Genomic DNA, 12,403 nt, shown 5'->3' with positions numbered 1-12,403 from the left:
CGCCTCAGGCGAAGCGCGAGCTGGGCACGGGGCCGGGCCACGCGACCCGGTCCCGGGGGCCCGTGAGCCAGCCGGTTGCGACGCCGGCCGCGAAGGCGCGGAAGGCCTCGTCCGGATCGGTCGGGGTCGCTCCGTCGCCGCCGTCCGGGGCGGGGTCCGCCGCGGCGACGTCCCGGGCGATCTCCTCCTCGGACCGGTCGTCCTCCCGCCAGGGCGGGACCACGTACTGGCACAGCAGCGTGCTGAAGTCGGCGCTCACCGCGGGCGGATCGGTCCAGCAGGTGGCGTGCTCGGACAGGATCTGGCCGTCGGTGCGGGTGTGCAGCGTGCGGATGAGGTCCGGGTCGGCCTTGTTCAGGTCGTACGCGACGACGAGGGTGTCCGTACGGTCCGGGTCGTACGGGACGGCGGGCAGCCCCAGCACGGCGGCGGCGGCGAGGCCGAGGATCCGGTCGGAGCGGCCGGGCAGCAGCGAGACGGAGGCGGGGCGGCGCCCGGCGGCCTCCAGGGCGGTCCCGAGGCGGGCCAGGCCGTGGCGGCACTGCTCGTGGGAGTCGCCGAGGTAGGCGTACCGGCCGGTCATCCCGGCGTCCCAGCCGTACGGGGACAGGGTGGCGAGCAGTCCGCCCGTGAGGCCGTAGTGCCAGCCGCGCAGGTCGGCCGGGCCGAGCGGGTCGGGGTGTCCGGCGCTCCGCTGGGCGCGGCGGGAGTGCCCGCTGCGCAGGACCTGGCGGGCCTGGCGGTCCCGTGCGGGCGCCCACTGCGGGTCTTCGGGCGCGGGGAGGGCGGACGCCAGCCCCTCGGCGGTGTCCAGGTCTCCGGCGAACAGGGTGTTGTGCACGAGGAGGTAGGTCTCGGGCCAGGCGGGCAGTCGGTCGCCGCGGCCGGAGAGCAGTGCGGCGGCCTCCGCGTGCCGGCGCTCCTCCTCCAGGGCGGAGACCAGCTCGGCGAGGAGCGTGCGCGAGTCGGGGAGCAGCCCGAGGGCCTCGCGCAGCGGTGCGACGGCGAGGAAGGCGAGGCCGCGCTCGACGCAGGCGTACCCGAAGTCGTAGAGGGCCTGCGGTTCGTGGGGCCGCTCGGCGGCCCTGCGGGCGGCTTCGGCCAGGTCCTCGAACCCGGCCGCCTCGCCCATGGCCGCGGCGGCCCCGGCGAGTTCGGGGATCGGTGTCTTCTCGGCATGCGGCCGAAGGGCCCGGGCCGCTCCGGGCAGGTCGTCCTGCTCCAGTGAACGGCGTACATCTTCCATGGCGTTGGTCATCGCCCCTGATCCTCGACGACGCCTGCCGCGCCCGCAACGGACTTTCCCCGCTGCCCGGCCCCGGCGCCGCTCTCAGCCCACGACGAACTCGCACCAGACGCACTTGCCGCTGCCGCGCGGCTCCACGCCCCATACGTCCGCCAGCCGGTCCACCAGCATCAGGCCGCGGCCGGAGACCCCCGAGTCGCCGGCCTCCCGTCGGCGCGGGAGGGCGCTGGAGCGGTCGGCGACCTCCACGCGCAGTCTGTGCTCGTGGCCCGCCAGGATGCGCAGCGTCACGATGGCGGGGCCGTCCGTGTGCATGAGCGCGTTCACGATCAGCTCGTCCGCGACCAGCTCGATCTCGTCGGCCCGCTCCCGCGCGCCCCAGGCGCGCACCGCCGCTCCGATCATGTGGCGGGCGGCCACCAGGGCCTCCGGGTCTCCCGGCGCCACGTGCTGCTGCAGTCGGCCGCCGCCGGGCGGGGCGGGGGCGGGCCGGCGGCGCAGCAGCAGGAGCGCCATGTCGTCGTTGCCGCCGCGATCGGTGACGATCTCGCACAGTCGGTCGGCGAGGAGCTGCAGGTCGGCGGGGCCGCTGCGGATGTGGGAGGTCAGTATGTGGATCCCGTCGTCGAGGTCGGCGCCGGGGTGTTCGACGAGTCCGTCGGTGCACAGCAGGAGCGTTTCTCCCGGGTCGAGTTCCACCGTTGTGACCGGGTATTCGAGCCGGCCGAACTCCGCGGAGAGGCCGAGCGGCATGCCGCCGCCCACCGGGAGCCGGTGGCAGTCCCCGTCGCGGGTGCGCAGCAGCGGGTCGATGTGGCCCGCGCGGACCACCTGGAGCACCCCGGTGGAGAGGTCGGCCTCCACATACGTGCACGTCGCGAAGCGCTCGGTGTCCAGCTCGTGCAGGAAGACGGAGGCCCTGGCCATGACGGTGCCGGGTGAGTGCCCCTCGGCGGCGTACGCGCGCAGGACGATCCTCAGCTGACCCATGACGGCGGCCGCATGGGTGTCGTGGCCCTGGACGTCGCCGATGACGGCGCCGACGCGGCCGCCGGGCAGCGGGATGACGTCGTACCAGTCGCCGCCGATGTCCTGGCCCATCCGGGCGGAGCGGTACCGTACGGCGATCTCGCCGCCGGGCACCGCGGGGATCCGCCGGGGCAGCATGGCCTGCTGGAGGCCCTCGGCCAGATCGTGCTCCTGTTCCAGCAGCATGGCCCGCTGGAGGCTCTGCGCGATGCTGCTGCCGAGGGCGACGAGCAGGTTGCGCTCCTCCTGGGTGAAACCGTCCTTGTCCTGGTAGAGCAGGCCGATGGCGCCGATCGGGCGGGCCTGGGCGATCAGCGGCAGGTAGGCCGCGGCCGAGATCCGCATGTACGAGATCTTCGTCCAGAGCGCCGGATAGTCCTCGGCGAACTCCTCCGCCGAGTCGAGGAAGCGCGGCTGGAGGGAGCGGACGACCTCGCTCATCGGGTACTGCTCGTCGATGCGGGTGTAGCGGGTCCCGGGGACGAAGCTGCCCTCCGGGCCTTCGGCCACGAGGTGGATCCGGCCGGCTTCGACGAGGCCCATCACCATGCCCATCGAGCCCAGCCGTTCCAGACCGTGGGCGTCGCCGAGCGCGTCGATGACGTCCTGCACGGTCCGGGCGTGCGCGAGGGCGGCGGTCGTGCTCTCCACCACCGAGGTCTGCCGGCGCCGCTCCTCGTCGAGTCCGAGCCGTTCCGCCGAGTGGCTGAGCTCCTCGGTCGCGTCCCGGACGATGCCGATGATCCGGTGCGGCCGCCCGTCAGGGCCGCGCATGACGCGGCCCTGGGTGTGCGTCCAGCGCAGCCGCCCGTCGCGGCAGCGGATGCGGAAGTAGGCGCCGTAGCTGTCCACCTCGCTCTTGAGCGCGGAGGAGACCATGGCGTCGAGCCGTGCCGACTCGGCCGGCGGGACGCGCGGCGAGAGCGAACCGGGCCGGCCGTCGTACTCGTCGGAGGCCATGTCGAAGACGTCGAGGGCGGCTTCGTCCATGTGCATGAGACCGGTGACCAGGTCCCAGTCGAAACTTCCCATGCGGTTGAGCGAGAGCGACCGGTCCGGGTGTGCGGGCCAGTCGTCCGGCAGCGATACGGTGGTCGGCACCGGTCCACCATGACACACGGGCCGGTCAGGCGCTCTCCAGCGACTGGCTCTCGTCGGACGGCGCCGGCTGGAGGTCGGGGTCGGCGTAGGGGTCCGTGTACGGGTCGGCGTAGGGGTCGGCGTACGGATCCGTATAGGGGTCCGCGTACGGGTCGGCGTACGGGTCCTGGGGGTCGACCGGCTGCGTGGTCGATCCGTCGGGGTACGGCGGGAGGGCGGGATCGGCCGGGTCCTGCGCCAGCGGGTCGGTCGGGACGTCCGACGGCTGCCGTTTCTGGGGCTGCTGCGGCTGTCGCGGCCGGGTGGAGGGGTTCAGCGGCACGGCGGGGCTCTGCTGGGCGTTCGTGCCCGGCGAGCTCTGCGGGTCCGCCGGGCAGCCCGCCGGCCCGGATCCCGGGGTGCTCGGGCAGGGGGCGGCCGAGGCGGCGCCAGAGGCGGCGGGGCCGCTGGGGATGCCGTCGGCCGGGTCGTACGGGGGCAGGGCCTGCGGGGTCCGGTCCTGGGCGCCGTCGTCGCCCCGCTTGCGCTCGATCCAGGTGTTGTTCGCGATGTTGACGATCACCAGGTTGTTGATCACGTGGGCGGTGGGTTCGATCACGACGACCTGGTTGGCCTGGTAGCCGTTCCACGGGTCGCCCTTGTGCACCGGGCTCCCCTTGGGCGCGCGCGGGGAACCGAGCGGGTTTCCGCAGCCGCACCGGACGCGGGGCATGCCGTGGTCGTCGACCAGGACGGCAGTGCCGGCCTGGAGGACGGACTGGTAGCCCTCGGCGCGGCCGCCGCGGAAGCCGTGGTTGGTGACGCGGGTGTCGGCGCGCAGCACGACGGGCGTGAGACCGCGCAGGAAGTCGGGGATCCCGGCCTCTTCGATCCCGGACGCCTCGGCGAAGGCGCGGGCCTTGGCACTGTCCTCGGTCAGGTGGGCGACCTGCTGTTCCACGTCGCAGCTGCCGAGCCGCTGGGTGCCGCCGTAGAGGCCGGGGGTGGCCGCGTTGACCGTGCGGATGCCCTCCCCGGTGGGATTGGGCAGCGGGGGCTGGACGGGGGCCGACTCACCGGTGGCCGAGGACACGGTGAAGGGGTCGGGGCCGGCGCTGGCCACCGGCTGGAGGTGGACCTCCTGGCTCTCGGGTCCGGCCGCACTCATCGGCTCCTGGTGCCCGCCGCAGGCCGCGGCGAACAGGCCGAGGAGGGCGAAGAGGGCGGCGCCGGCCGGTGCCTGACGACGCGACGCCTGACGAGGTGTCGGAAGTGACGGTCCGTTCACAAATTTCTCCCTTTTCGCCCCGAGTACTCCCTCTTGTCTGCCGCATCCGCACGGGAGCCGCAACCGGAGCGCCCCTTGAACACGCCCAAGGAACCCCGCCGGCTCACCCATGTGGGCTGAACATGTTCAAGACGTCGGCCGGCCGACCCCGAGCCGACCCGCCGCGGACCGACTGGCCGGCGGCCGCCGGCCGGCCGGATACTGGAGGCGATGGACTGGTTCACGGCGCCCGGGTACTGGCTCGCCCGGCTGGTCTTCCAGCGGGCCCTGGCCGGCGTCTACCTCGCCGCCTTCGTCGGGGCCGCCCTGCAGTTCCGGGCCCTGATCGGGGCGCACGGCATGCTGCCCGTGCCGCGCTACGTACGGTACGTGCCCTTCCGGCGCGCCCCGAGCCTGTTCCAACTGCACTACTCCGACCGGCTCTTCGCGGGCTGCGCCTGGGCCGGGGCAGCACTGTCGGCGGCCCTGGCCGCCGGGGCCGGGGACGAGGTGCCGCTGGCCGCGGCCATGGCGATGTGGGCCGCGCTGTGGCTGCTCTACCTCTCCATCGTGAACGTCGGCCAGACCTGGTACTCCTTCGGCTGGGAGTCGCTGCTGCTGGAGGTGGGCTTCCTCGCCGTGTTCCTCGGCAACGCCCGGACCGGGCCGCCGGTGCTGGTGCTGTGGCTGCTGCGCTGGGTGCTCTTCCGCGTGGAGTTCGGGGCCGGGCTGATCAAGATGCGCGGGGACCCCTGCTGGCGGCGGCTCACCTGCCTGTACTTCCACCACGAGACGCAGCCGATGGCGGGGCCGCTGAGCTGGTTCTTCCACCACCTGCCCAAGCCGCTGCACCGGGTGGAGTGCGCCGCCAACCACGTGACGCAACTGGTCGTGCCGGTGCTGCTGTTCACCCCGCAGCCGGTGGCCTCGTACGCCGCGGGAGCCGTCATCGCGACGCAGCTGTGGCTCGTGCTGTCCGGCAACTTCGCCTGGCTGAACTGGCTGACGATCACCCTCGCCGTGTCGGCCGTGGACTTCACCGGGCTCGCGGGGCCGCCCCCGGCCGCCGCCTCACGGCCGGCTCCCGTGTGGTTCGCCGTCCTGGTCTGCGCGGTGACCGCCCTGGTCCTGTTCCTCAGCCGCCACCCGGTGCTCAACATGGTCTCGCGCCGCCAAGTGATGAACCGCTCCTTCGACGCCCTGCACCTCGTCAACACCTACGGGGCCTTCGGCTCGGTCGGCCGGGTCCGCATGGAGGTGGCGGTGGAGGGCACCGCGGACCCGGTGCCGCGCGAGGACGGCGCCTGGAAGGAGTACGGATTCAGAGGCAAACCCGGTGAACCGGGCAGGCTCCCGCGCCAGTTCGCCCCCTACCACCTGCGCCTGGACTGGCTGATGTGGTTCGCGGCGATCTCCCCCGGCTACGCGCGCGACTGGTTCGGGCCGTTCGTGGAGCGGCTGCTGGCGGGCGACCGGGACACGCTGCGGCTGCTGCGCCACAACCCGTTCCCGGACGCCCCGCCCGTGTACGTCCGCGCCCTGCTCTACCGCTACCGCTTCACCACCTGGCGGGAGCTGCGCGAGAGCGGGGACTGGTGGCACCGCACGCTGGTGCGCGAGTACCTCCCCCCGACCCGGATCGCGCGGGCCCGCCCGTCAGAGCCCGAGTAGCGCGGCCTCCCGTGCGGCGTCGAGTCCGGGGGCCGGCCGGTCGGCCCGCTGCGGGGCCCGGCCGCCGAGGGTGCGCAGCCAGGCCCAGGTGTCGGCGACGGTCTCCTCGACGGGGCGGCACTTCAGACCGGCGGCCAGCGCCCGGGTCACGTCCCCGCCGAACATGTAGTCGTGCGACCGGCCCTCCGGCAGCCAGATCGGCAGCTCGGTCCAGGGCTCCACGCCCGCTGCGAGGATCGGTCCCGGGTCGGTCCAGCGCAGTTCGGCGCCGCCGCCGGTGACGGCGGCGCAGGCGTCGAGGAGCGTGCCCATGGTGGCGTGCCCGACCGGCGAGACCAGGTTGTACGGGCCGCCGAGCCCGCCTTCGGCGGCGTCCAGGGTCCAGCGCGCGAGGTCGCGCACGTCGATGTACTGGATCGGGAGTCCGCGCGGGCCGGGGGCGAGCACCGGGCCGCCGCGCGCGCTGCGGCCGAGCCACCACGGCAGCCGGCCGACGTTCTCGTAGGGGCCGAGGATCAGCCCGGCGCGGACCAGCAGGGCACGGTCGGCGAAGGCGTCCAGCGCGGCGAGTTCGCCGCCCCTCTTGTCCTCGGCGTAGGCGGTCGCCCCGGCGTCCGGCGAGCCCTCGACGAGAGGGCCGTCCTCCGCCTGCCCCGCGGGGGCCGGGTAGGCGTACACCGAGCGGCTGGAGACGTACGCATACCTCCCGGCCCGGCCGCTCAGCAGGCGGGCGCTGTCGCGCACCGCCGCGGGGGCGCCGCCCCAGGTGTCGACGACGAGGTCCCACTCCCCCTCGGCGAGGGCGGCCGGGCCGCCGGGGGCGGTGCGGTCCCCGTGCAGGGCCCGGGTGCCCGGCGGGGGCGCGTGGTGCCCCCGGTGGAAGACGGTCACCTCCCAGCCCCGGGCGAGGGCGTCCTCGGTGATCGCGCGTCCGACGAATTCGGTACCACCCAGCATCAGCAGCTTCATGCGCTCACCCTGGCCCGGTGGGGCGGGCCGCGGAAGCGGTGATCGCTGTCGGCGATGACGCTCAGGGCGTAGCGGGATGTGCTGCCGGACAGGGCAGCGCCCCCGGTGCGGGTGAGCACGAGGGGGCGCTTGCACCGCTCTGCGGGTCGGTGCGGAGGTGACGACTAGTCGATGCCGGGCAGGATGTGCGACTCCGCCAGGTCGTCCTCGTACCCGGCGAGCCGGATCGGGGCGGAGCGCGCCCAGACTTCCAGGCTTCCGAGTTCGTCGGACCGCGTCTTGGCGCGCGCTCCGGTCCGCTCCAGCAACTTCGGTTCGGGCTGCGTCTTTTCAGTCACCGCGCACTCCTCTGTGTCGCGTAACCCGGCGGGCAGACCGCGAGCCGGGCAAGGGATCAAGGGTTCCGGACGCGGTGGCGCCTTGGTGGAGCGCGGCCCGGATGGGGGCCGTCTTGATGCCCCAGGGTACACATATGAGCGGACCTCCGCTCGATAGGAAGGCAAAATCCGCTGCGCCCTCTCAGTTTCGTCCCGAGTTCAGCAAGTCGTCGGCCGGCGGTCGGGTCACGGATGGTGTGCTCGGACCCGGATGCGCGGGGCGCGACGGAGGGGGTCGGCGGTGGCGAGGTCCGGAGCGGCGGAGGCCGAAGTACCGTACGTCACAAGCGTGGTTGAGCTGATGGAGCTGCTGCACGCCGGCCGCGACGATCACGCCCTGCGGACCGCGGCGCTGCTCCGCCGCTCCCACCCCGCCGACAAGGAACTGCAGCTCGCGGGGCTGCTGCACGGCGTCGGCCGGATGCTCCGTCCGGGTGACGGAGCGCGACACGCCGTACTCGCAGCGCAGGCGCTGCGCCCCCTGCTGGGTGAGCGGGTGGCCCGGCTCGTGCGGCTCCAGGCGCTGGCCGCGGCGGGCGGCGGGGCCGACCGGCCGGGCGAGGACGCGGAGGCGGAGGCGGTGGCCGCCCTGCTCCAGGCGCGCGAGGCGGCCGGGGCGTCCGGACGGGACGCGGGCGTGCTGGAGGACTGGCGTCCGCTGCTGGAGCTGGTCGCGGCCGGATCCTGCAGGGCCGGGAACGCCATCGGCCCCCTCGGTTCGCCGAGGGGGCCGATCACGGACGTGCGGTAGGACAGGGGGACGCCGGGGTCACCAGTTCGCGGGGGCGTAGTCCTTCAGGAAGACGCCGAACAGGTCCTCGCCCGCCTCGCCGCGCACGATCGGGTCGTAGACCCGGGCCGCGCCGTCGACCAGGTCGAGGGGGGCGTGGAAGCCCTCCTCGGCGAGGCGCAGCTTGTCGAAGTGCGGGCGCTCGTCGGTGATCCAGCCGGTGTCGACCGAGGTCATCAGGATCCGGTCGGTCTGGAACATCTCCTGGCCGCTGGTCCGCGTCACCATGTTCATCGCGGCCTTGGCGGCATTGGTGTTCGGGTGCCCCGCGCCCTTGTAGCCGCGGCTGAAGACGCCCTCCATCGCCGAGACGTTCACGACGTACGCCCGGCCGCTGGACGACTTCCGGGCGGCATCGGCCATGGCCGGCCGCAGTGCGCTGATCAGGATGAACGGCGACGTGTAGTTGCACAGCTGGGTCTCGAGGAGCTCCACCGGGGAGATCTGGTCGATGGTCTGCACCCAGGTGTTGCTGTCGACGACGTCGGGCAGCAGGCCGCCCGCGTCGATGGCGGTGCCGGCGAGGTGCCGCTCCAGACTGGCGTTGCCGGCGACCAGGGCCAGGTCGGCGACCTTCTGCGCCTCCAGCCCGCTCACTCCGACGGGCAGCGCCGCCAGGCCGTCGACCGCGCCGGAGTTGAAGGCGCCGATGACATGGTGGGCGGGGAGCTCACCGGCGGGCAGCGGGGCGGACTCCCCCTCGACCAGCGCCGCGTAGGCGGTGGGCAGACGGCGCACGGTCTGCGTCGCGTTGTTGATCAGGATGTCGAGCGGACCGGCCGCCGCGACCTGTTCGGCGAGGGCCACGGACTGCGCCGGGTCGCGCAGGTCGATGCCGACGACCTCCAGGCGGTGCATCCAGTCCGCGGAGTCCTCCATCGCCTTGAAGCGGCGGATGGCGTCCTTGGGGAAGCGCGTGGTGATCGTGGTGTGGGCGCCGTCGCGCAGCAGCCGCAGCGCGATGTACATGCCGATCTTGGCGCGGCCGCCGGTGAGCAGCGCGCGCTTGCCGGCGAGGTCGGCGCGGGCCTCGCGCCTGGTCCGGTTCTCGACGGCGCAGTCCGGGCAGAGCTGGTGGTAGAAGTAGTCGACCTCGACGTACCGCGTCTTGCAGACGTAGCAGGAGCGCGGGCGCTGGAGTATCCCGGCGATCCGGCCGGCCTCCGTGACCGAGGAGGGCAGGATGCCCTCGGTCTCGTCGTCGATGCGCTCGGCGGAGCCGGTCGCGGTCGCCTCGGTGACGGCCTTGTCGTTGGCGGTCTTGGCCGCGCGGCGCTCCTGGCGGCGGCGCTGCTTGACCGTGCGGTAGACGCCCGCCGTGGCGCGGCGCACGGCGATGGCGTCGGGGTGGTCCACGTCGATCGTGTCGAGTTCGGCGAGCACGTCGAGGCAGAGCGCCAGCCGCTCGGGGTCGATGCCCGGTCCGTAGGCCTGTGCCTGGTCGTGGCTGTCTTCGGTCACCGTCATGGCCGCTGCCGTTCCTTGGTCACTCGTCCGCATCCGCCTGCTGCGGAGGTCCTCAAAAGGGGAACTGTACGGATCGGACGCGCCCCGAGCCAAACCCGTGGCCCGGAACCTCACATACCGCGAACAGGCCGTCACCGTACGGGTTCACGCGGTGGCCGTGGGGGCGCGGCCGAGGTGGCACTGCGCTGATGCCAGAGCCACGCTGCGTACTCCGGTACTACGTCGGGAGTATGACTCGTGACCACCTGTGGGCGGAGGAATAGCGCAGGTGGGTCGGGCATTGTGGAGCTTATGAGTGCACTGGCGCTGTCGGTCCTGCTCTGCCTCGTGTCCGCCGTTGCGTACGCGGGCGGGGCGATCGTCCAGGAAAGGGTCGCGGCGAGTACGCCGGACCGGCGGTACGCGCCGCTGCGCCGGGGCGGCTGGTGGGTCGCGGTGGGGCTGAACGGCCTCGGTGCGCTGCTGCACGTGGTGGCGCTCGCCTACGGGCCGCTGAGCCTGGTGCAGCCGCTGGGGGCGCTCACCATCGTGTTCGCACTGCCGATGGCGGCCGTCTTCGTACGGCGCCGGGCGGGTGCGGCGGCTTGGCGCGGGGCGGTGCTGGCCACGGTCGGACTCGCGGGTCTGCTGGCGCTGACCGGCGGTGACGGACGTGCGGAGCAGTCCCTGGCGGAAGACGAGCGGAGCCTGCTGCTCGTGGTGACCGGGGCCGCGGTGGCGGCGCTGTTCCTGGCGGCTCACCGGATGCGCCGGGTGGTGCTGCACAGCGTGCTGCTGGCGGCGGCGGCCGGTACGGCCTTCGGCATGGCCTCGGTGTTCACCAAGTCGGTCGCCGAGAACGTCGGACCAGGTGCACCGGCGGGCCTGTGGCCGGACCTGGCGGCGATCGCGGCGCTGGCGTCGGTCGGGCTGCTGCTGTCCCAGGCCGCCTACCGGGGCGCCGGTCTGACCGCGCCGCTGGCCACGGTGACGGTGGTCAATCCGGTGGTCGCGGCGACGGTCGGGATCACGCTCTTCGGCGAGGGCTTCCGCCACGGGGCCGCGGGCACGGCGGCGGCGCTGGCCAGCGCCGTGCTGGCGGCGGCCGGCCTGGTCCTGCTCACGGCCGTGCCGCCGCATCGGCGCGGGTCAGATGCGGACGCCGTGGCTCCGCAGGTACCTCAGGGGGTCGATGTCGGAGCCGTAGCCGGGTGCCGAGCGGATCTCGAAGTGCAGGTGCGGGCCGGTGCTGTTGCCGGTCGAGCCGGAGCGGCCGATCCGCTGGCCTCCGGAGACCTGCTGCCCGGACTTCACGCCGAGCGCCGAGAGGTGGGCGTACTGGGAGTACCGGCCGTCGGTGTGCCGGATGACGACCTGGTAGCCGTAGGCGCCGGCCCAGCCGGCGGAGACGACCTGGCCGGGTCCGACGGACTTGACGGTGGTGCCGGTGGCCACGGGGAAGTCGACTCCCGTGTGGTAGCCGCTCGACCAGGAGGATCCCGAGACGCGGTACGCGGTGCCGAGGGCGGCGTCGACGGGAGCGGAGAACCCTCCCGCGGCCGGCTTCTGCTGCGCTGAGGCGGGCTGGGGGTCGGGCTTCGCTGCCGGCTTCGCGGCGGGCTTCTCGGCCGGCTTCGGGGCCTCCTTCTCGGCGGGTTTCGGCGCGGGCCGCTCCGCCGGCTTCTCGGCCGCCGGTTCCCCGGGCTTGACCGGCTCTGCGGTCCGGGGCGGCTTCTCCGGGTTCTGCGCGGGCGGGGCCGGCGGGGCGGTGGTGACCCGCATCGTGAGGCGCTGGCCGGGGAAGATCATGTTCGGGTTGTCGCCCACGACGGCCCGGTTGGTCTCGTAGAGCGCCTGCCAGCCGCCCTCGACGCGCTGCTCGGTGGCGATCGCGGAGAGCGAGTCGCCCGGCGCGACGACGTACGGGTTCGGCAGGACCGAGGTTCCGGTCGGGCGGGGCGTGGTGCCCTGCACCGGCGCCGCCTTCACCTCCTGCGTCCGGGGCTGTGAAGGCGCCTCGCGCTGCGCGGGGAGCTTCGCCGGGGCCTGCGCGGCGAGGGCCGGCGACGGGCCGCCGCGGGTGAGTCCGGCCCCCTTGCCGCAGGTGGGCCACGCCCCGGGCCCCTGGCCCGCCAGGACCTTCTCGGCCACCGCGATCTGCTGGTCCTTGGTGGCCAGGTCGGCACGCGGCGCGTGGGCGGTGCCGCCGAAGGCCCGCCAGGTGCTCTGGCTGAACTGGAGTCCGCCGTAATAGCCGTTGCCGGTGTTGATGCGCCAGTTGTTGGTCGACTCGCAGGCCGCGACCTTGTCCCAGGTGTCCACGGACGCGGCTTCGGCCGCTCCGGCACCCATGAACGGGAGCGCGATCCCTGCGCCTCCGGCGGTGACGGCCAGCGAGGCCCGGTTGATACTGCTCGGCTGATACCGGCGGTGCCGGCCCCGTACGCGCATGGGAGCCCCCATTCGAGTCATCAGGAATCGCACAACGTAACGTCGGGATCATTGCATGACAAGGGAGCAACGGGGCG

Annotated in this window: 9 protein-coding genes and 1 pseudogene; 3 read left to right on the top strand and 7 right to left on the bottom strand. The window is 73.7% G+C overall.

What is annotated here, in order from left to right; all coding sequences use genetic code 11:
• Window positions 1-4 precede the first annotated feature (4 nt).
• From E6U81_RS17940 to E6U81_RS17930, 3 genes are all read right to left on the bottom strand, one after another.
• Window positions 5-1,258 (bottom strand): hypothetical protein, encoded by a 1,254-nt coding sequence (locus tag E6U81_RS17940; protein WP_136231093.1) that lies wholly within the window; start codon window positions 1,256-1,258, stop codon window positions 5-7.
• A gap of 72 nt (window positions 1,259-1,330) precedes the next feature.
• The gene (locus E6U81_RS17935) at window positions 1,331-3,394 is read right to left on the bottom strand and encodes a SpoIIE family protein phosphatase (protein WP_240803879.1); all 2,064 of its coding nucleotides are present in this window, start codon (window positions 3,392-3,394) and stop codon (window positions 1,331-1,333) included.
• Between the two features lie 7 nt (window positions 3,395-3,401).
• The gene (locus E6U81_RS17930) at window positions 3,402-4,643 is read right to left on the bottom strand and encodes a DUF6777 domain-containing protein (RefSeq protein ID WP_136231092.1); all 1,242 of its coding nucleotides are present in this window, start codon (window positions 4,641-4,643) and stop codon (window positions 3,402-3,404) included.
• A 210-nt stretch (window positions 4,644-4,853) separates the two neighbouring features.
• Between E6U81_RS17930 and E6U81_RS17925 the strand changes: the two genes are divergently transcribed.
• Entirely contained in the window at window positions 4,854-6,293 is a 1,440-nt protein-coding gene (locus E6U81_RS17925) for a lipase maturation factor family protein (RefSeq protein ID WP_136231091.1), read from the top strand.
• Here E6U81_RS17925 and E6U81_RS17920 read toward each other — a convergent pair.
• Window positions 6,279-7,262 (bottom strand): NAD-dependent epimerase/dehydratase family protein, encoded by a 984-nt coding sequence (locus tag E6U81_RS17920; RefSeq protein ID WP_136231090.1) that lies wholly within the window; start codon window positions 7,260-7,262, stop codon window positions 6,279-6,281. The two genes, E6U81_RS17925 and E6U81_RS17920, sit on opposite strands and share 15 nt — an antisense overlap.
• A gap of 164 nt (window positions 7,263-7,426) precedes the next feature.
• Window positions 7,427-7,600: a hypothetical protein gene (locus tag E6U81_RS39865; protein WP_168714653.1), complete on the bottom strand. Its 174-nt coding sequence runs from the start codon at window positions 7,598-7,600 to the stop codon at window positions 7,427-7,429.
• A gap of 340 nt (window positions 7,601-7,940) precedes the next feature.
• On the opposite strand from E6U81_RS39865, the gene E6U81_RS17915 reads away from it, so the two are divergent.
• Window positions 7,941-8,390: a hypothetical protein gene (locus tag E6U81_RS17915; protein WP_136231216.1), complete on the top strand. Its 450-nt coding sequence runs from the start codon at window positions 7,941-7,943 to the stop codon at window positions 8,388-8,390.
• A gap of 18 nt (window positions 8,391-8,408) precedes the next feature.
• On the opposite strand, the gene E6U81_RS17910 is transcribed toward E6U81_RS17915, so the two are convergent.
• Window positions 8,409-9,896: an SDR family NAD(P)-dependent oxidoreductase gene (locus tag E6U81_RS17910; protein ID WP_136231089.1), complete on the bottom strand. Its 1,488-nt coding sequence runs from the start codon at window positions 9,894-9,896 to the stop codon at window positions 8,409-8,411.
• A gap of 291 nt (window positions 9,897-10,187) precedes the next feature.
• Here E6U81_RS17910 and E6U81_RS17905 point away from each other — a divergent pair.
• Window positions 10,188-11,000: pseudogene (locus E6U81_RS17905) on the top strand (DMT family transporter); the annotation flags it as partial.
• 24 nt (window positions 11,001-11,024) lie between these two features.
• On the opposite strand, the gene E6U81_RS17900 reads toward E6U81_RS17905, so the two are convergent.
• Entirely contained in the window at window positions 11,025-12,326 is a 1,302-nt protein-coding gene (locus tag E6U81_RS17900) for a transglycosylase family protein (protein ID WP_136231088.1), read from the bottom strand.
• Between the last annotated feature and the right edge of the window lie 77 nt (window positions 12,327-12,403).

The sequence above is a fragment of the Streptomyces sp. A0592 genome, from assembly GCF_004795115.1.
Classification (GTDB): Bacteria; Actinomycetota; Actinomycetes; order Streptomycetales; family Streptomycetaceae; genus Streptomyces; species Streptomyces erythrochromogenes.
The sequence above is the reverse complement of the archived record's forward strand: the minus strand, read 5'-3'. Positions and strand labels throughout refer to the sequence as shown.